This window comes from Paraburkholderia caballeronis, assembly GCF_900104845.1.
Taxonomy (GTDB): Bacteria; Pseudomonadota; Gammaproteobacteria; order Burkholderiales; family Burkholderiaceae; genus Paraburkholderia; species Paraburkholderia caballeronis.
The window spans coordinates 3,542,575-3,561,717 of record NZ_FNSR01000001.1; the positions used below are offsets into that span (position 1 = coordinate 3,542,575).

At 66.1% G+C, this 19,143-nt stretch carries 21 protein-coding genes and 1 tRNA gene; 19 read left to right on the forward strand and 3 right to left on the reverse strand.

The window, feature by feature from the left end:
- Window positions 1-24 precede the first annotated feature (24 nt).
- From kdsD to BLV92_RS15830, 11 genes are all read left to right on the forward strand, one after another.
- Window positions 25-1,008, forward strand: a complete 984-nt coding sequence (gene kdsD, locus BLV92_RS15780) for an arabinose 5-phosphate isomerase KdsD (RefSeq protein ID WP_090546423.1) — start codon at window positions 25-27, stop codon at window positions 1,006-1,008.
- Complete coding sequence (locus tag BLV92_RS15785; protein WP_090546425.1) at window positions 1,008-1,556, forward strand: KdsC family phosphatase; 549 nt, start codon at window positions 1,008-1,010, stop codon at window positions 1,554-1,556. The genes kdsD and BLV92_RS15785 overlap by 1 nt, the downstream gene beginning before the upstream one ends.
- Window positions 1,553-2,152, forward strand: a complete 600-nt coding sequence (gene lptC, locus BLV92_RS15790) for an LPS export ABC transporter periplasmic protein LptC (protein WP_090546427.1) — start codon at window positions 1,553-1,555, stop codon at window positions 2,150-2,152. Before BLV92_RS15785 ends, lptC begins: the two co-directional genes overlap by 4 nt.
- A 31-nt stretch (window positions 2,153-2,183) precedes the next feature.
- Window positions 2,184-2,870, forward strand: a complete 687-nt coding sequence (gene lptA, locus BLV92_RS15795; RefSeq protein WP_090546429.1) for a lipopolysaccharide transport periplasmic protein LptA — start codon at window positions 2,184-2,186, stop codon at window positions 2,868-2,870.
- Window positions 2,867-3,649, forward strand: coding sequence for an LPS export ABC transporter ATP-binding protein (lptB, locus tag BLV92_RS15800; protein WP_090546431.1), 783 nt, complete (start codon window positions 2,867-2,869; stop codon window positions 3,647-3,649). Before lptA ends, lptB begins: the two co-directional genes overlap by 4 nt.
- Before the next feature lie 240 nt (window positions 3,650-3,889).
- Window positions 3,890-5,407, forward strand: coding sequence for an RNA polymerase factor sigma-54 (locus tag BLV92_RS15805; protein WP_090546433.1), 1,518 nt, complete (start codon window positions 3,890-3,892; stop codon window positions 5,405-5,407).
- A gap of 181 nt (window positions 5,408-5,588) precedes the next feature.
- Window positions 5,589-5,945: a ribosome hibernation-promoting factor, HPF/YfiA family gene (hpf, locus tag BLV92_RS15810; protein ID WP_090546435.1), complete on the forward strand. Its 357-nt coding sequence runs from the start codon at window positions 5,589-5,591 to the stop codon at window positions 5,943-5,945.
- 334 nt (window positions 5,946-6,279) lie between these two features.
- Complete coding sequence (ptsN, locus tag BLV92_RS15815; protein ID WP_090546437.1) at window positions 6,280-6,735, forward strand: PTS IIA-like nitrogen regulatory protein PtsN; 456 nt, start codon at window positions 6,280-6,282, stop codon at window positions 6,733-6,735.
- 135 nt (window positions 6,736-6,870) lie between these two features.
- A complete protein-coding gene (gene hprK, locus BLV92_RS15820) occupies window positions 6,871-7,839 on the forward strand; it encodes an HPr(Ser) kinase/phosphatase (protein WP_090546439.1) in 969 nt (322 codons plus the stop codon).
- A 79-nt stretch (window positions 7,840-7,918) separates the two neighbouring features.
- Complete coding sequence (rapZ, locus tag BLV92_RS15825) at window positions 7,919-8,812, forward strand: RNase adapter RapZ (protein ID WP_090546441.1); 894 nt, start codon at window positions 7,919-7,921, stop codon at window positions 8,810-8,812.
- Window positions 8,813-8,852: 40 nt separating this feature from the next.
- Window positions 8,853-9,488 (forward strand): LON peptidase substrate-binding domain-containing protein, encoded by a 636-nt coding sequence (locus BLV92_RS15830; RefSeq protein WP_090546443.1) that lies wholly within the window; start codon window positions 8,853-8,855, stop codon window positions 9,486-9,488.
- A 22-nt stretch (window positions 9,489-9,510) separates the two neighbouring features.
- Here BLV92_RS15830 and mutY read toward each other — a convergent pair whose 3' ends face one another.
- Together mutY and mutM are read right to left on the reverse strand one after the other, a co-directional pair.
- A complete protein-coding gene (mutY, locus tag BLV92_RS15835; RefSeq protein WP_090546445.1) occupies window positions 9,511-10,620 on the reverse strand; it encodes an A/G-specific adenine glycosylase in 1,110 nt (369 codons plus the stop codon).
- Between the two features lie 13 nt (window positions 10,621-10,633).
- Entirely contained in the window at window positions 10,634-11,464 is an 831-nt protein-coding gene (gene mutM / locus BLV92_RS15840; protein ID WP_090546447.1) for a bifunctional DNA-formamidopyrimidine glycosylase/DNA-(apurinic or apyrimidinic site) lyase, read from the reverse strand.
- 89 nt (window positions 11,465-11,553) lie between these two features.
- Here mutM and BLV92_RS15845 point away from each other — a divergent pair, with 89 nt between their 5' ends.
- The 8 genes from BLV92_RS15845 to hisC all read left to right on the forward strand — a co-directional run bounded on the left by BLV92_RS15845 (window position 11,554) and on the right by hisC (window position 18,767).
- Window positions 11,554-13,392 (forward strand): tetratricopeptide repeat protein, encoded by a 1,839-nt coding sequence (locus BLV92_RS15845; RefSeq protein ID WP_090546449.1) that lies wholly within the window; start codon window positions 11,554-11,556, stop codon window positions 13,390-13,392.
- Entirely contained in the window at window positions 13,392-14,060 is a 669-nt protein-coding gene (gene lolB / locus BLV92_RS15850; RefSeq protein ID WP_090546451.1) for a lipoprotein insertase outer membrane protein LolB, read from the forward strand. Before BLV92_RS15845 ends, lolB begins: the two co-directional genes overlap by 1 nt.
- 21 nt (window positions 14,061-14,081) lie before the next feature.
- Window positions 14,082-14,966 carry a 4-(cytidine 5'-diphospho)-2-C-methyl-D-erythritol kinase gene (ispE, locus tag BLV92_RS15855; RefSeq protein ID WP_090546454.1) on the forward strand — a complete coding sequence of 295 codons (885 nt, stop codon included), beginning with the start codon at window positions 14,082-14,084 and terminating at the stop codon, window positions 14,964-14,966.
- A gap of 53 nt (window positions 14,967-15,019) precedes the next feature.
- A tRNA-Gln gene (locus BLV92_RS15860) sits at window positions 15,020-15,096 on the forward strand.
- A gap of 45 nt (window positions 15,097-15,141) precedes the next feature.
- A complete protein-coding gene (locus tag BLV92_RS15865) occupies window positions 15,142-16,098 on the forward strand; it encodes a ribose-phosphate pyrophosphokinase (protein ID WP_090547131.1) in 957 nt (318 codons plus the stop codon).
- A gap of 160 nt (window positions 16,099-16,258) precedes the next feature.
- Entirely contained in the window at window positions 16,259-16,861 is a 603-nt protein-coding gene (locus BLV92_RS15870) for a 50S ribosomal protein L25/general stress protein Ctc (protein WP_090546456.1), read from the forward strand.
- A 140-nt stretch (window positions 16,862-17,001) separates the two neighbouring features.
- Window positions 17,002-17,601 carry an aminoacyl-tRNA hydrolase gene (gene pth, locus BLV92_RS15875; RefSeq protein ID WP_090546457.1) on the forward strand — a complete coding sequence of 200 codons (600 nt, stop codon included), beginning with the start codon at window positions 17,002-17,004 and terminating at the stop codon, window positions 17,599-17,601.
- 86 nt (window positions 17,602-17,687) lie between these two features.
- On the forward strand, window positions 17,688-18,767 hold the full coding sequence (gene hisC, locus BLV92_RS15880) for a histidinol-phosphate transaminase (protein ID WP_090546458.1): 1,080 nt from the start codon (window positions 17,688-17,690) through the stop codon (window positions 18,765-18,767).
- Window positions 18,768-18,866: 99 nt separating this feature from the next.
- On the opposite strand, the gene BLV92_RS15885 is transcribed toward hisC, so the two are convergent.
- Complete coding sequence (locus BLV92_RS15885) at window positions 18,867-19,124, reverse strand: YfhL family 4Fe-4S dicluster ferredoxin (protein WP_090546460.1); 258 nt, start codon at window positions 19,122-19,124, stop codon at window positions 18,867-18,869.
- Between the last annotated feature and the right edge of the window lie 19 nt (window positions 19,125-19,143).

The following is a 19,143-nucleotide window of genomic DNA, read 5'->3' on the forward strand; positions in this document are numbered from 1 at the left end:
AACGCCTTTTGCTATACTCCGCGAATGATAGCGAAAATCAATGGCGATCGGGCACTGACGCTCGCTCGCGACGTGCTCGACATCGAAGCTGACGCCGTGCGCGGGCTTCGCGACCGGCTCGACGGCGGCTTCGTCGGCGCGGTCGATCTCATCCTCAGTTGTCGCGGACGCGTGGTGGTTTCCGGCATCGGCAAATCGGGCCACATTGCGCGCAAGCTGGCCGCGACGCTCGCCTCCACCGGCACGCCGGCGTTCTTCGTCCACCCCGCGGAAGCGAGTCACGGCGACCTCGGCATGGTCACCGCCGACGACGTGTTCATCGCGATGTCGAACTCCGGCGAGTCGGAGGAACTGGTGTCGATCCTGCCGCTCGTGAAGCGGCTCGGCGCGAAGCTGATCGCGATGACCGGCCGCCCCGGCTCGACGCTCGCGCAGCTCGCCGACGTGCATCTGAACTCGGGCGTCGAGAAGGAAGCGTGCTCGCTGAATCTCGCGCCGACGGCCAGCACCACCGCCGCGCTCGCGCTCGGCGACGCGCTCGCGGTCGCGGTGCTCGACGCGCGCGGCTTCGGCGCGGACGACTTCGCGCGTTCGCATCCAGGCGGCGCGCTCGGGCGGCGTCTGCTCACCTACGTGCGCGACGTGATGCGCACCGGCGACCAGCTGCCGGTCGTGCGCGACGACGCGACGGTGCGCGACGCGCTGTTCCAGCTCACCGCGAAGCGCATGGGCATGACCGCGATCGTCGATCAGGAGGAGCGGGTGGCCGGCATCTTCACCGACGGCGACCTGCGCCGCGTGCTCGAACGCGCCGGCGATTTCCGCAACCTGCCGATCGGGTCGGTGATGACGAAGGCGCCGCGCACGATCGCGGCGGATCATCTCGCGGTCGAAGCCGTGGAACTGATGGAGCGCCACCGCATCAATCAGATGCTCGTCGTCGATCCGGCCGGCAAGCTGATCGGCGCGCTCAACATGCACGACCTGTTCTCGAAGAAGGTGATTTGATGGCTGCTTCCCATTCCGACGCGATCGAACGCGCCGCGCGCGTCCGGCTGATGATTTTCGACGTCGACGGCGTGCTGACCGACGGCGGACTGATGTTCACCGGCGCGGGCGACACGATGAAAGTGTTCAACTCGCTCGACGGCCACGGCGCGAAGCTGCTGCGCGAAGCGGGCATCGACACCGCGATCATCACCGGCCGCCGCTCGGAAATCGTCGCCGCGCGCGCGAAGGAACTGAAGATCACGCATCTGTTCCAGGGCGTCGAGGACAAGCGCGTCGCGTTCGAACAACTGCTCGCGGACACCGGCGTCGAGCGCGAGGCCTGCGGCTACATGGGCGACGACTGGCCGGACCTCGGCGTGATGCTCCAGTGCGGCTTCGCAACCGCGCCGGCGAACGCGCATCCGGACGTGCTCGAACGCGTGCACTGGGTCAGCGAGCGGCGCGGCGGCAACGGCGCGGTGCGCGAGCTGTGCGATCTCGTGCTGCGCGCGCAGGGCCGCTACGACGCCCTGCTTGCGCAGGCGTGCGCACCGGGGCATCGATGAACCAGAAGTTCCGCCTCACGTCGCTGATCCCGCTCGTCGCGGTGGCGCTGCTCGCCGGCGCCACTTGGTGGCTGCTGCAGGCGACGCTGCCGCGTGAGACGCAGGCGCCCGAGCATCCGAAGGCGCATACGCCGGACTACTTCGCGGACAATTTCTCGATAACCGAACTGGATCAGTCCGGCGCGACGCAATACCGGCTGACCGCGACGCACATGGTCCACTACGAGGACAACGAGTACAGCGACCTGACCAATCCGGCGGTGCGCGCGTTCCAGCCCGGCAAGCCGATCGTCACGGCGACGGGCCGGCGCGGCACCGTGAACGCCGACGCGTCGATCGTGGATCTGTTCGACGAAGCGCGGATCCTGCGCGCGGCCGGCTATGGCGACCCGCAGATGCAGGCCGACTCCGAGCATTTCCGGGTGCTCGTGAACGACGATGTGATCCTGACCGAAAAGCCGGTTAAACTTCAGCGCGGCCAGTCGGTCATGACCGCCACCGCTGGCATGAACTACAACAATGTCACCCGGGTCATCCAGCTGCACGGCAACGTCCGCGGCGCGATCGCCCCGGCTGACTCCGGCGGCTCGTCCTGAACCCCGGGCCGTCCACTCCAGGCGTGACTGCATGAACGAATCGCTCCCCCGTCCTTCGTCCGGCCGCCCGCGCGCGCAACGCGCGCGCCGCGCCGTGCTGGCCGCCGTCGCCGCACTCGCGGCGGCGCTGCCGTTCGCCGGCTTCGCGCCCGCCGCTCACGCCGAGCGCGCCGACAAGGACAAGCCGCTCAACATCGAAGCGGACGCCATGACCTACGACGACCTGAAGCAGCAGACCATCTTCACCGGTCACGTCGTCGCGACCAAAGGCACGATCCTGATCAAGGCGGACAAGGTCGTCGTCACCCAGGACCCGCAGGGCTACCAGTTCGCGACCGGCACGGTCGCGCCCGGCAGCAGCCCGCTCGCGTATTTCCGCCAGAAGCGCGAGGGCATCGACGAATACGTCGAGGGCGAAGCGGAACGCATCGACTACGACGGCCGCCAGGACCTGACCGTGCTGACCACGCGTGCGACCGTGCGCCGCCTGCAGGGCCTGTCGACGCTGCTCGACCAGGTGCACGGCAGCGTGATCACGTACGACGGCCAGAACGACTTCTACACGGCGAAGTCCGGCAAGGACGTCGCGGGGCCGGGTAATCCGTCCGGGCGCGTGCGCGCGATGCTGTCGCCGCGCAACCGCGGGCCGCAGCCGCTCACCGGCGCGCCGACGACGCTCACGCCGTCGCCCACGCTGCAGGGAGCGCCGCAACAGTGAACACCTCCGCGATCAACGGCCGGCAGCCCGCCGGCACCACCAGCTCGCTCGCCGTGCGCAACCTGAAGAAACGCTACGGGTCGCGCACCGTCGTGAAGGACGTGTCGCTCGACGTGAAGAGCGGCGAGGTCGTCGGCCTGCTCGGCCCGAACGGCGCCGGCAAGACGACGTCGTTCTACATGATCGTCGGCCTCGTGCCGCTCGACGCCGGCGAGATCGATCTCGACGGCCGCTCGATCAGCCTGCTGCCGATCCACAAGCGCGCGGCGCTCGGGCTGTCGTACCTGCCGCAGGAAGCATCGGTGTTCCGCAAGCTCACCGTCGAGGAGAACATCCGCGCGGTGCTCGAACTGCAGCATGACGGCACCGGCAAGCGGCTGTCGAAGGACGTGATGACGGAGCGCACCGAGGCGCTGCTCGACGAACTGCAGATCGCGCATCTGCGCGGGAATCCGGCACTGTCGCTGTCGGGCGGCGAGCGGCGGCGCGTCGAAATCGCCCGCGCGCTCGCAACCGACCCCAGTTTCATTCTGCTCGACGAGCCGTTCGCCGGCGTGGACCCGATCGCGGTGCTGGAAATCCAGAAGATCGTGAAGTTCCTGAAGCAGCGCAACATCGGCGTCCTGATCACCGACCACAACGTGCGCGAGACGCTCGGCATCTGCGATCACGCGTACATCATCAGCGACGGCTCGGTGCTCGCCGCCGGCGCGCCCAGCGACATCATCGAGAACGAAAGCGTGCGCCGCGTCTACCTCGGCGAACACTTCCGCATGTAAGCGGGCGCCGCCCGTCTCCGCGTCTGGCGGCCGCAACCGTCAGGCGAACCCCGCCAGCAACAGGCAACTCCCTCCCCTTCGCCGGGCGCGTACGCGCCCGGCCGGCCGGTTTTTCGCCCCTTCATGCCGCCCGCCGGGGCGTCGCGCCGGGCGGCCGCACCATCGGGGGGCACTCGTTTTTGCGACTGTCGCGAGGTATCGCGAGCGTGGCAAACTCTTTACAATGAGTCGCAAATCGCCATGAAAGCCAGCCTCCAACTCCGCCTTTCGCAGCATCTCGCGCTAACCCCTCAACTGCAGCAGTCGATCCGGCTCCTGCAGTTGTCGACGCTCGAACTGCAGCAGGAAGTCGCGACGGCGATCGCGCAGAACCCGCTGCTCGAAAACGAGGACGACTGGATCGCAAGCCCGCTGCGGGTTGCCGCGGACGGCTCGCTGATCGCGCAACCGCCGGCGCCCGCGGGCACCGACGCGCTGCCGCCCGGCACGTCGAACTCGACGTCGGCCAGCAACGGCAGCAGTGACGGCGGCGACGGCGAACCGCAAGGCGTCGACGAATACAACGGCCTCAGCGATACGAACAGCGACAGCAGCCAGTGGAATCTCGACGATTACGGCCGCTCCGGCAGCGCGTCGGACGACGACGACCTGCCGCCGCTGCAGATCCACGAATCGACGACGACGCTGCGCGACCATCTGATGGCGCAACTGCGCGTCACGCAGGCAAGCCCGCGCGACCGTGCGCTCGTCACGTTCCTGATCGAATCGCTCGACGACGACGGCTACCTCAGCGCGACGTTCGAGGAAATTCTGACCGACCTGCCCGACGAACTCGAAGTCGACACCGACGAACTGAACGCGGCGCTCGCGCTGCTGCACAGCTTCGACCCGGCCGGCGTCGGCGCGCGTTCGGCATCCGAATGCCTGAAGCTTCAGTTGCTGCGCATCGATTCGACGCCGACGCGCACGCTCGCGCTCGAAATCGTCGCCCACCATCTGGAACTGCTCGCGGCCCGCGACTTCACGCGGCTGCGCAAGCAGTTGAAGGCGAACGACGACGAATTGCGCGACGCGCACATGCTGATCCGCTCGCTGGAGCCGTTTCCCGGCGCCGCGTACGGCAAGGCCGAAGCGGACTACGTGGTGCCGGACATCATCGTGAAGAAGGTCGGCCAGGGCTGGCATGCGGAGCTGAATCCGGAGGTCGTGCCGAAGCTGCGGATCAACCATCTGTACGCGAATATCCTGCGCAACAACCGGGGCGATCCGGGCAGCGGATCGCTGCGCCAGCAACTACAGGAAGCCCGCTGGCTGATCAAGAATATCCAGCAGCGTTTCGAGACGATCCTGCGGGTTGCACAGGCGATCGTCGAGCGTCAGAAGAACTTTTTCGTGCACGGCGAAATCGCAATGCGCCCCTTGGTTTTGCGGGAGATTGCTGATACGCTGGGCCTACACGAATCAACTGTCTCGCGTGTGACAACCGGCAAGTACATGCTGACCCCATTCGGGACGCTAGAGTTCAAGTACTTCTTCGGGTCACACGTTTCGACGGACACGGGCGGAGCGGCGTCCTCCACGGCGATCCGCGCGCTGATCAAGCAACTGATAGGAGCCGAGAACCCGAAATCTCCTCTTTCAGACAGCCGCATAGCCGAACTGCTGGCGGAACAGGGATTCGTGGTCGCGCGCCGCACGGTCGCGAAATACCGCGAAGCCCTGAAGATCCCGGCGGTCAATCTGCGCAAGTCTCTTTAGGCCCGATCCGGCTTTGGCCGGGGCGGGCGTTTTCCGGCCGCGGCGCCAATCAGGCGAAGATGGCCGGCCGAGGTGTTCCGTCGTCGCCTGGCTACGGGGAGCCACACGAGCGGACAGTCCAGTCGACCGGCATTGACGTGCTTTTTCGCGCGCCCAGCGGCTATCAGCCTGGAGAAGCACTATGAATCTGAAGATCAGTGGACACCATCTCGAAGTAACGCCAGCGTTGCGAGAATACGTGATCACCAAACTGGACAGGGTGCTGAGGCATTTCGATCAGGTCATCGATGGCAATGTGGTCCTCTCGGTCGACAATCATAAGGAAAAGGATAAGAGGCAGAGGGTGGAAGTGAACCTCCATCTGAAGGGCAAGGACATTTTTGTGGAGAGCGCGAACGGCGACATGTACGCGGCGATCGACCTGCTGGTCGACAAGCTCGATCGACAGGTGGTGCGCCACAAGGATCGCGTGCAGGGGCATCAGCACGATGCATTGAAACACCAGCCCGCGCCGTCGATCGAAATTCCGCCGCAATAGTCCCCGACTGCGGCGCCGGCCACGCCGGAAGAATCGAAGCCGCCCGTTTCCCGGGCGGCTTTTTTGTTGAAGGAGCGCATCGCGCGCGATACTGTCGGCGCGGCGCGCACAACGTTACAGAACCCGCGCGATAAAGCTTGCATTCATGCATGGCGCATCGCACCATCGGCTTGCACGCTTGTTCTATAATGAACCCGTCACTTTCAGGGTGTTTCGGCCCCAAGGTCCCGGTAGCGGGCTCCCGTCGTCCGATCGCACCCGGCGTTCCGACGAATCCCGGACGTCCCGGACTGCCAGGGTGAGGAGCATTCAGGCCACGTTTTCGCCTGCCAACATGAATCGTTTAGCCAAAATACTTCCCCTCGAGAACGTCGTCGTCGGACTGTCGGTCACCAGCAAGAAACGCGTCTTCGAACAAGCTGGCCTGATCTTCGAAAACCAGAACGGCATCGCACGCAGCACGGTCACAGACAATCTTTTCGCGCGCGAACGCCTCGGCTCGACCGGGCTCGGCGAAGGCGTCGCGATTCCGCACGGGCGCATCAAGGGGCTGAAGCAGCCGCTCGCCGCGTTTGTCCGGCTCGCGGAACCGATTCCGTTCGAAGCCCCCGACGGCCTGCCCGTATCGTTGCTGATCTTCCTGCTGGTGCCCGAGCAGGCTACCCAGCAGCATCTCGAAATCCTGTCGGAAATCGCGCAGTTGCTGTCCGATCGCGACACGCGTGAGCGCCTGCACACCGAACAGGACCGCGAAACATTGCATCGCCTGCTCACCCAGTGGCAACCTTGAAGCAGCGCGTGGTCACACGCGGAACTTCGGACCGTGGCCGGCCGCCACGGCGATCCCGCGTCTGACGCGCCGCGCCATCACGGCGCCCGGCCGCATCCGCGCACACAGCGGCGGCCATAACGGAGTCATCGGCTCATGGACACGTCCAGCATCAACGCCCAAAGCATCTTCGACGATAACGCGACCACGCTGAAGCTGAGCTGGCTGACCGGGCACGAGGGCTGGGAGCGCGGCTTCTCGTCCGAGACCGTCGCGACGGCGACCGCGAGTGCCGACCTCGTCGGCCACCTGAACCTGATCCACCCGAACCGGATCCAGGTGCTGGGTGACGCCGAAATCCACTACTACCAGCGGCAGACCGACGAAGACCGTTCGCGCCACATGGCCGAACTGATCGCGCTGGAGCCGCCGTTCCTCGTCGTCGCCGACGGGATGACCGCGCCGCCCGAACTGGTGCTGCGCTGCACGCGTTCATCCACCCCGCTCTTCACGACGCCGATGTCCGCGGCGACCGTGATCGACAGCCTGCGCCTCTATATGTCGCGCATCCTCGCGCCGCGCGCGACGCTGCACGGCGTATTCCTCGACATCCTCGGGATGGGCGTGCTGCTGACCGGCGATTCGGGCCTCGGCAAGAGCGAACTCGGCCTCGAACTGATCAGCCGCGGCCACGGCCTCGTCGCCGACGACGCGGTGGACTTCGTGCGCCTCGGCCCGGACTTCGTCGAGGGACGCTGCCCGCCGCTGCTGCAGAATCTGCTCGAAGTGCGCGGCCTCGGGCTGCTCGACATCAAGACGATCTTCGGCGAAACCGCGGTGCGCCGGAAAATGAAGCTGAAGCTGATCGTGCAGCTCGTGCGGCGTCCGGACGGCGAGTTCCAGCGGCTGCCGCTGGAAAGCCAGACCGTCGACGTGCTCGGCCTGCCGATCAGCAAGGTCACGATCCAGGTCGCGGCAGGCCGCAACCTCGCGGTGCTGGTCGAGGCCGCGGTGCGCAACACGATCCTGCAACTGCGCGGAATCGACACGCTGCGCGACTTCATGGACCGTCAGCGTCTCGCGATGCAGGACCCCGACAGCCAGTTTCCAGGCAAGCTGATCTGAATCCGCGCGGCGCCGGCCGCGCGCCACTGCCACCGAGGGCTGATGCTATGATGACCGCAATGGTCTCCTCCATCTCCCCATGCGCATTGTCCTGATCACCGGCATCTCCGGATCCGGCAAGTCCGTGGCTTTGAACGCGCTCGAAGACGTCGGCTACTTCTGCGTCGACAACCTGCCGCCGCGCTTTCTGCCGCAGCTCGCCGGGTATCTCGCCAACGACGGCTACGAGCGGCTCGCGGTCGCGATCGACGCGCGCTCCAGTTCGTCGTTCGACGACATGCCGGAGATCATCCGCGACCTGTCGCGCGAGCACGACGTGCGCGTACTGTTCCTGAATGCGAGCACGCCGTCGCTGATCCAGCGCTTTTCTGAAACGCGCCGCCGCCATCCGCTGTCGGGCTCGACCGCGCACGATGCGGACGTCGGCATGCTGAAGTCGCTCGAAGAGGCGATCGAGCACGAGCGCGAACTGGTGTCGAATCTCGCCGAATTCGGTCACAAGATCGACACCAGCAATCTGAGCGCGAATGCGCTGCGCGCATGGATGAAGGTGTTCGTCGAAGAGCGGCACGGCTCGCTCGCGCTGACGTTCGAATCGTTCGGCTTCAAGCGCGGCCTGCCGCTCGACGCGGACTTCGTGTTCGACGTCCGCGCGCTGCCGAACCCGTATTACGACAGCCGGCTGCGTCCGTTGACCGGGCTCGACAAGCCCGTGATCGACTTCCTGAACGCGCAGCCCACCGTCCACCAGATGATCGACGATATCTACGCGTTCGTCGCCAAGTGGCTGCCGCATTTCCACGCGGACAACCGCAGCTACCTGACCGTCGCGATCGGCTGCACCGGCGGCCAGCATCGTTCGGTGTACATCGCGCAGACGCTCGCGACGCGCTTCGCGACCGAATCGAACGTGATCGTCCGTCACCGCGACGCGCCGCTCGACGTCGGCGAGTCGTCCCGGCTAATCGCCTAACCGGCCGCATCGCGCGGCCTTTAACCGAAAGCGTTGCGCCATGTCCTCCACTCCTGCCGTGCTTGCCGATCTGCCACTGTTCCCGCTGCATACGGTGCTGTTCCCAGGCGGCCTGCTGCCGCTGAAGATCTTCGAGGCGCGATACCTGGACATGGCGCGCGAATGCCTGCGCGAGAAAACGCCGTTCGGCGTGTGCATGCTGAAGAGCGGCGCGGCGGTCGCGCAGCCGGACGACCCGGCGGTGCCGGAGGCCATCGGTTGCCTCGCGGAGATCGAGCAGTGCGACGTCGAGGCGTTCGGCATGCTGCTGATCCGCGCGCATGGCACGCGGCGGTTCCGGCTGCTGTCGCATCGGGTCGAGCCGGACGGACTGCTGGTCGGCATGGCCGAGCCGCTGCCCGACGACATTCCGCTCGAAGGCGGCGAACGGCTCGCGCGTTTCGGCGCATGCGCGGAAGTGCTCGAACGGATCATCGCGACGATCCGCGAGCGCGACGCGTCGAGCGTGCCGTTCGCGGAGCCGTTCAGGTTCGACGATCCGTCATGGGTGTCGAACCGTCTTGCGGAAGTGCTGCCGATCCCGCTGCGCGCGCGTCAGAAGCTGATGGAACTGCCGGACGCCGGCGCGCGCATCGACGTCGTCCATCACTACATGCAGCAGCATCAGCTGTTGTGATGCGCAGAGCCGACAGCAACGCTTAGAGCAGCGAACCTCTCAATCCGTCGAGCAGCTTGCGCACCGGCGCGGGCACGCCGAACGCGTCGATCCCGCTCAACGCGACCCATGCAGTCTGGGCGTCCTGCGCGTCCAGTGCGACCGCTGCCGGTTGCGCCCCCTTGCCGTTCAGCTCGATCACGCGCGGCTCGATGTCGAGCCGGAAATGCGTAAACGTATGGCTCAAAGGCGCAAGCGGCGACACCGCGCCGTTCGCGCCGAACGCCCGCGCGCGGACACCGAGCGCGACTTCGTCCGGCGCTTCCGGCAGGCTCCACAGGCCGCCCCAGATGCCGGTCGGCGGCCGCTTCTCCAGCATCACCGCGTCGCCGTCGAGCAGCACCAGCATCCACGTGCGCCGCGTCGGCACCGCCTTCTTCGGACGCGAAGCCGGCAGTTCGCGCTGCCGGCCGGTCGTGTTCGCGACGCAGTCGTCCGCGAACGGACAACGCACGCAATCGGGCTTGCCGCGCACGCACAGCGTCGCCCCGAGGTCCATCAAACCCTGCGTGTAGGCGCTCACGTCCGCGTCGCTCGCATGGGCGCCCGGCACCAGCGATTCCGCGAGCACCCACATCGCGTTCTCGACGCGCTTTTCGCCGGGAAATCCGTCGATCCCGAACACGCGCGCGAGCACGCGCTTCACGTTGCCGTCGAGAATCGTCGCGCGCGCGCCGAACGCGAACGACGCGATCGCGGCCGCGGTCGAACGCCCGATGCCGGGCAGTTCGGCCAGCGCATCGACCGACGCCGGAAACGCGCCGCCATGCTCATCTGCGACGACCTGCGCGCAGCGGTGCAGGTTGCGCGCGCGCGAGTAATAACCGAGGCCGGCCCACAGCGCCATCACGTCGTCGAGCGGCGCGGCCGCGAGTGCGCCGACCGTCGGAAAGCGATCGAGAAAACGCGCATAGTACGGAATCACCGTCGCGACCTGGGTCTGCTGCAACATGATCTCGGAGAGCCAGATGCGATACGGGTCGCGCGTGTTCTGCCACGGCAGGTCGTGGCGGCCGTGCTGGCGCTGCCACGCGATCAGGCGTGCGGCGAATTCCGCGTGCAGCGGCGAAGCAAGGGAAGTTTCTGAGGACATGAAGAAAACCGGCTCACCGCTGGCAATGCGGACAGTAGTAGGTGGACCGCTGGCCCTGGACGATCTGTTTGATCGGCGTGCCGCACACGCGGCACGGCTCGCCCGCGCGATCGTAGACGAAATATTCGAGCTGGAAATAACCGCTCTCGCCGTCGCTGCCGACGAAGTCGCGCAGCGTGCTGCCGCCCTTCTCGATCGCCGATGCGAGCACCGCGCGCACCGCGTCCGCAAGCAGTTCGTAACGCGCGAGCGAAACCCGGCCCGCCGCGGTGGTCGGCCGGATGCCCGCGCGGAACAGACTCTCGGACGCATAGATGTTGCCGACCCCGACGACGATGTCGCCCGCGAGCAGCGCCTGCTTGACGGATACCTTGCGCCCGCGCGTCCGGCGAAACAGCAGCGCACCGGAAAACCCCTGCGTGAACGGCTCGATGCCGAGGCTCGCGAGCAGCGGATGCCCGAGCACGTCGCCCGCCTCGCGCGGATGCCACAGCACGGCGCCGAAGCGCCGCGGGTCGCGATAGCGCAATATGAACTCGTCGAAGATCCAGTCCACGTGATCGTGCTTCGCGGCCTTCGGCAGCTTCGGCAGGTTGCGCAGCACGCGCAATGTTCCCGTCATCCCAAGGTGGACGATGAACCAGCCGTCATCGACTTCGAACAGCAGATATTTGCCGCGTCGTCCGACGCTGCGGATCGTCCGCCCCTGCAATACCTGCGCGAAACCGGCCGGGACCGGCCAGCGCAGCGCGGGGGTGCGCACGTCCACGCGCTCGACGCGGCGGCCCGCGACCCACGGCTCGATTCCGCGGCGCGTGACCTCAACTTCTGGCAGCTCTGGCATATCTAACGGTTGGTCTGTAACTTGCGTGGTCGTCGTGCGCTTATTGTAGCGAGCGCGTTACAATCGACCGAAACATTCGACGGAATTCCATGGAACTGTCTTACGTAAAGCTGTTGGCGAAGCGCCGCTCGGCGGCGCCGCGCATGCCGGGCTCCGGCGCCCGTCGCCTGATCGCCGCGGCCGTCGTGGCAGCCTGGGCGCTCACCGCGTCGAGCGCATACGCACAGGATCCGTCCCCGGACACCGACGATACGTCCGTGTCGATGCCGGACGTGCTCGGCGCCGCGACCGCGGACGAGAAGAAGGATCTGCCGACGGTGCCGCTGTCGAGCCAGATCGTGTTCCAGGTGCTCGCGGCCGAAGTCGCGCTGCAACGCGATCAGCCGGCTCCCGCCTACCAGACCTACATGGCGCTCACGCGCGACACGCACGATCCGCGGATGGCGCAGCGCGCCACCGAAATCGCGCTCGCTGCGCAGAGTCCGTCCGATGCGCTGAACGCGGTGCAGTTGTGGCAGCAATATGCGCCGGATTCGGAGCGCGCGTCGCAGCTCGACGCGTCGCTGCTCGTGCTGGCCGGACGCCCGGACGACGCGCAACCGCTGCTCGCGCGCGAACTCGCTCGCGTGCCCGCCGAGAATCGCGGCGCCGCGCTGCTGTCGCTGCAATTGCTGCTGTCGCGCGGGCCGAACCGCGTCGGCGGGCTCAACGTGCTGAAGGATCTGCTGAAGGGCGACATGGATCGTCCCGAAGCGCAGCTCGCGATCGGCCGTCAGCAACTGCTCGCCGACGATGTGCCGGGCGCGCGCAAGTCGTTCGAACAGGCGCTCTCGATCAAGCCCGATTACCTGGCCGCCGCGCTGATGCTGTCGCAGATGGGGCCGGAAGAACGCAACGAAGGGATCGCGTCGATCGAGAAGTACGTGCAGCAGAATCCCAAATCGCATGAAGGCCGGCTCGCGCTCGCGCAGACGTATCTCGCGGCGGACCGCCTCGACGACGCGCAGAAGCAGTTCGAAATCATGCGCAAGGAAAACGGCAGCGATCTGATGCCGCTGATGGCGCTCGCGCTGATCAACGTGCAGCAGAAGAAGTTCGATGCCGCGCAGAAGTACCTGGCGCAATATGCGCAGCAGGCCGAAAAGACGCCCGGCGCCGATCCCGGCCAGGCATACATCTACCTCGCGCAGATCGCGGCCGAGCGCCAGGATACGGCCGGCGCGAACAGCTGGCTCGACCATATCGGCCCGACCAGCCAGCAATACATCCCCGCGCAGATCACGCGCGCGCAACTGCTCGACAAGCAGGGCAAGACCGACGACGCGCGCAAGCTGCTCGCCGGCCTCCAGGCTGCGGATCCGCGCGACCAGGCGCTGATCGCGCGCACCGACGCCGCGATCCTGTTCGATGCGCGGCGCTATCCGGAAGCGGAAGCGCGTCTCGCGAAGGCGACGAGCGACTTCCCCGACGACGCCGATCTCGCGTACGACTACGCGATGGCCGCCGAGAAGAACGATCACTACGACGTGATGGAACAGCAGTTGCGCAAGCTGATTCGCGCACAGCCGGATAACCCGCAGGCGTACAACGCACTCGGTTATTCGCTCGCCGATCGCGGCTTGCGTCTCGACGAAGCGGACAAGCTGATCGAAAAGGCGTCGTCGCTCGCGCCGGACGACGCGTTCATCATGGACAGCGTCGGCTGGGTCAAATACCGGCTCGGCGATACACCCGATGCGATCAAGCTGCTGCGCAAGGCGTTCACGCTGCAGCCGAACGCGGAGATCGGCGCGCATCTCGGCGAAGTGCTGTGGAAGAACGGCGACCAGGACGGCGCACGCGCCGCGTGGCGCGAGGCGCACAAGCTCGAACCCGACAACGACACGCTCGTGAAAACGCTCAGGCGCTTTCAGGTGAACGATCTCTGATGCCCGATTTCCGCTTCGCTCCCCGCTTCACGTCCGTCTCCCCGAATCGTCGCACCCGCGCGGGCCGCAATCTGCGGCGCTCCGCGCTCGGCGCGGCCGTCGCCGCGCTCGTCGCGCTCGCGGGCTGCGCGAGCCCGCCGCCGCGCCAGCCGTCGACGTCGAACGCGACAACGTCGCTGACCACGCAGACGAGCCGCGCGTATCACGGCCGCTTCGCGGTCCAGTACGTCGATCAGTACGGCCAGCAACGCAACGCATACGGCAACTTCGACTGGCGCGAGAACGGCTCGACCGTCGCGCTCGAACTACGCAACCCGCTCGGGCAGACGCTCGCGATCGTCACGTCGTCGCCGGCGCAGGCGACGCTCGAACTGCCGAACCGCCAGCCGCTGACCGCCGACAACGTATCGACGCTGATGCAGAGTTCGCTCGGCTTCGCGCTGCCGGTCGAAGGCCTGCGCTACTGGCTGCAGCCGTCGGTCGCGCCCACCTCGCGCGCGCAGACGACCGCCGACCAGCAGGATGCGTCGCGCCTCGCGCAGATCCGTCAGGATGGCTGGACGATCGACTATCTCGCGTACGCGGACGCGCCGGCCACCGGCGTGAAGCGCGTGAACCTGACCCGCGAAGATCCACCGCTCGAAATCAAGCTCGTGCTCGACCAGTAACCCGACGCACGCGAACGACCCATGATCGAAACCGAAGACTCGCTGCGCGACTGCCTCGCACCGGCGAAACTGAATCTGTTCCTGCACATCACCGGTCGCCGGCCGGACGGCTATCACGACCTGCAAACCGTGTTTCAGCTGCTCGACTGGGGCGACACGCTGCACTTCGCGCGTCGCGACGACGGCCTCGTCACGCGCCGGACCGACGTGGCCGGCGTGCCTGCCGAACACGACCTCACCGTTCGCGCAGCGACGCTGCTGAAGCAGCATACCGGCACGAGCCAGGGCGTCGAGATCGACATCGACAAGCGTCTGCCGATGGGTGCGGGCCTCGGCGGCGGCAGCTCCGATGCGGCGACGACGCTGCTCGCCTTGAACCGGCTATGGAAGCTCGACCTTCCGCGCACCGAATTGCAGGCGCTCGCATTGAAGCTGGGCGCGGATGTGCCGTTCTTCGTGTTCGGGAAAAATGCGTTTGCGGAGGGTGTTGGAGAGGCGCTTGAAACGGTACAATTGCCGCGGCGTTATTTTCTCGTCGTGACGCCGCGCGTTCATGTTCCTACCGCTGAAATTTTTTCAGAGAAGTCGTTGACAAGGGACACAGAGGTCGTCACAATGGCGGTCTTTCTTGCACAGCAAGCAACGCAGACGGCAGGATGGCCAGACAGTTTCGGCCGGAATGACATGCAGCAGGTTGTCGCGGGAAAATACGCGGAAGTTGCGCAGGTGCTGCAGTGGTTCGATACTGTCGCCCCCGCGCGGATGACCGGATCGGGTGCAAGCGTTTTTGCCGCGTTTGCCAGCCTCGCTGAAGCAGAAGCCGCTCAGGCCCGTCTGCCAGGCGACTGGAGAAGCGCAGTAGCGACGAGCCTGGATACGCATCCACTCTTCGCTTTCGCGGCTTAGGTTTTGCATCATGGGATGGTCCTACCCATCCGGTGAAGCACAAAGTTAAGTGTAGGGGAGTCGCCAAGTTGGTTAAGGCACCGGATTTTGATTCCGGCATTCGAGGGTTCGAGTCCTTCCTCCCCTGCCAAAAATTCTCGTAGTTCCTCCGCCCCCAGCCCGAAGCAGGTGCATGATGAGCAGCCATGACGGCCTGATGGTTTTTACTGGCAACGCAAATCCCGCGCTTGCTCAGGAAGTCGTCAAGATCCTCGGTATCCCCCTTGGCAAGGCAATGGTCAGCCGTTTCTCCGACGGCGAGATCCAGGTCGAAATCCAGGAAAACGTGCGCGGCAAGGACGTCTTCGTTCTGCAATCCACCTGCGCGCCGACGAACGACAACCTGATGGAACTGATGATCATGGTCGATGCGCTGAAGCGCGCATCCGCCGGCCGGATCACCGCAGCCATCCCGTATTTCGGTTATGCGCGCCAGGATCGCCGTCCGCGTTCCGCGCGCGTCGCGATCTCGGCGAAGGTCGTCGCGAACATGCTGGAAATCGCCGGCGTCGAACGGATCATCACGATGGATCTGCACGCCGACCAGATTCAGGGCTTCTTCGACATCCCGGTCGACAACATCTACGCGACGCCGGTGTTGCTCGGCGACCTGCGCAAGCAGAACCACGACAACCTGCTGGTCGTGTCGCCGGACGTCGGCGGCGTGGTCCGCGCCCGTGCGCTCGCCAAGCAGCTGAACTGCGATCTCGCGATCATCGACAAGCGTCGCCCGAAGGCGAACGTCGCCGAGGTGATGAACATCATCGGTGAAGTCGAAGGCCGCACCTGCGTGATCATGGACGACATGGTCGACACCGCCGGCACGCTGTGCAAGGCAGCCCAGGTGCTGAAGGAGCGCGGCGCGAAGCAGGTGTTCGCGTATGCGACGCACCCGGTGCTGTCCGGCGGAGCCGCCGAGCGCATCGCGGCGTCGTCGCTCGACGAACTCGTCGTCACCGACACGATCCCGCTCGGCGCGGAAGCGCGCGCCTGCCCGAAGATCCGCTCGCTGTCGAGCGCCGGCCTGCTCGCGGAGACGTTCTCGCGTATCCGTCGCGGCGACTCGGTGATGTCGCTCTTCGCGGAGAGCTAAAGCATTGGCGCGGGGCGCGGCAGCCAGTAACGGCGCCGCGCCCCGCGTGTAATCGGCGCGAGCGAACGAAGGTTCGCGCTGCTTGTTCTGGGGCCTGACGCGCTTGTCGCCAAGGCCCCGTTTTACTACCTGGTCGCGGGTAGTGCATTGGAGAAACAACATGAAAGTAGTCGCTTTCGAGCGTAACCTGCAAGGTACGGGTGCGAGCCGCCGCCTGCGCAACGCCGGCAAGACGCCGGCGATCGTGTACGGTGTCGGTGCCGAGCCGCAACTGATCGAACTCGATCACAACGCGCTGTGGCACGCCCTGAAGAAGGAAGTTTTCCACTCGTCGATCCTCGAACTCGAAGTCGGCGGCAAGTCGCAGCAAGTGCTGCTGCGCGACGTGCAATACCACCCGTTCCGTCAACTCGTGCTGCACGTGGACTTCCAGCGCGTCGATCCGAACAAGCCGATCCACACGAAGGTGCCGCTGCACTTCATGAACCAGGAAAGCAACCCGGCCGTGAAGCTGTCGAGCGCGATCATCTCGCACGTCGTGAACGAAATCGAAGTCGCGTGCCTGCCGGGCTCGCTGCCTGAGTTCCTCGAAGTCGATCTGGCGAAGATCGAAGCGGGTCAATCGCTGCACGCGAAGGACATCGCGCTGCCGGCCGGCGTCTCGCTGATCGCGCACGTCGAAGCCGAAAACCCGGTCATCGCGTCGGCCACCGTGCCGGCCGGCGCCGTGGCGGCTGGCGAAGACGAAGCAGCAGCCGAGTAAGCTGCGGCGATATCGCTCTATCCTCTCGATCCGTTTCGCTGAAACGGACGACGTGACCCGCCGCGGTAACCCCGGCGGGTTTTTTTTCGTACTTTTTTGGGCCACTCCGCGCATCGCTGCGCGACGGCCGGAAGAACGCCATGATCAGGCTGATCGTCGGACTCGGAAATCCGGGCGCCGAATACACCGCGACGCGCCACAACGCCGGCTTCTGGCTCGTGGACCAGCTCGCGCGCGAAGCCGGCACGACGCTGCGCGACGAGCGGCGCTTTCACGGCCACTACGCGAAGGCCCGCCTGTTCGGCGAGGAAGTGCATCTGCTGGAACCGCAGACGTACATGAACCGCTCGGGCCAGTCGGTCGTCGCGCTCGCGCATTTCTTCAAGATCCTGCCCGACGAGATCCTCGTCGCGCACGACGAACTCGACCTGCCGCCCGGCACCGTGAAGCTGAAGCTCGGCGGCGGCAGCGGCGGCCACAACGGACTGAAGGACATCTCCGCGCATCTGTCGACGCAGCAGTACTGGCGGCTGCGGATCGGGATCGGCCATCCGCGCGACCTGATCCCGGAGAGCGCGCGAGCCGGCGCGAAGCCGGACGTCGCGAACTTCGTGCTGAAGCCGCCGCGCCGGGAAGAGCAGGACGTGATCGACGCGTCGATCGAACGCGCGCTCGCGGTAATGCCGCTCGTCGTGAAGGGCGAGCTTGAACGCGCGATGATGCAGTTGCATCGGAACTGACCAACGCGTCGCGCAATACGTGTGCGACACGTGCGTGATACCTGCCGTCGCGCGCCAACGCGGGCGGCCGCATTGAGGAGAGTCTCTTGAGCCGTTACTGGAGTGACATCGTCCACCGGCTGGTGCCTTACGTGCCGGGCGAACAGCCCGCGCTCGCGCGGCCGGTCAAGCTCAACACCAACGAGAATCCGTATCCGCCGTCGCCGCACGTCGTCGACGCGATCCGCCGCGAACTCGGCGACGACGGCGAGGCGCTGCGCCGTTATCCGGACCCGACCGCGCGCCGTCTGCGCGAAGCGGTCGCCGCGCATCACGGGATTCGCGCGGACCAGGTGTTCGTCGGCAACGGCTCCGACGAAGTGCTCGCGCACACGTTCCAGGCGCTGCTGAAGCACGACCTGCCGATCCTGTTCCCGGACATCACGTACAGCTTTTATCCGACCTACGCGCGGCTCTACGACGTCCGCTACACGACCGTGCCGCTCGACGACGCGTTCGCGATCGACATCGACGACTACGCCCAGCCGAACGGCGGCGTGCTGTTCCCGAATCCGAACGCGCCGACCGGCCATGCGCTGCCGCTCGCGGAGATCGAGCGGCTTCTCGCGCGCAACACGGAGTCAGTCGTCGTGATCGACGAGGCGTATGTCGATTTCGGCGCGGAATCCGCGGTCGCGCTGATCAATCGTTATCCGAACCTGCTGGTCGTGCATACGACGTCGAAGTCGCGCTCGCTGGCGGGGATGCGCGTCGGCTTCGCGTTCGGCCACGCCGATCTGATCGACGCGCTGAATCGCGTGAAGGACAGCTTCAACTCGTATCCGCTCGATCGTCTCGCGCAGGTCGCCGCGACGGCCGCCTACGAGGACGGCGCATGGTTGCGCACGATGCGCGAACGCGTGATCGCGAGCCGCGCGAGGCTGACCGCGGCGCTCGCGGCGCTCGGCTTCGACGTGGTGCCGTCCGCCGCGAACTTCGTGTTCGCGCGCCATCCTGGCCACGACGCGGCGGCGCTTGCCGCGCGGCTTCGCGAGCAGGAGATTTTCGTGCGCTACTTCAACGCGCCGCGCGTGAACCAGCATCTGCGGATCACGGTCGGCACGGACGCGGAATGCGACACGCTCGTCGATGCGTTGAGCGCGATCGTCGGCGGAAAACGCGGCTGACGTGCCCGACACGCGGTACGCCGAAAAAACAAAACGCGCCGAATGGCGCGTTTTTCACATCGAAACCGAAGAATCCCGGCGCGGCGCCGGCAAACCCGCTCACGCGCCCTTCGCCGCCATCAGCGCGTGATACTTGCGCATCAACTGCTCAGGCGACTCCGAATGCTGCGGATCGCGCGGAATGCACTCGACCGGACACACCTGCTGGCACTGCGGCTCGTCGAAATGGCCGACGCATTCGGTGCACTTGTTCGGGTCGATCACGTAGATTTCCGTGCCCATCGAAATCGCATCGTTCGGGCATTCGGGCTCGCAGACGTCGCAGTTAATGCACTCGTCGGTAATCATCAGGGCCATGCTTTTCTCACTTCATGCC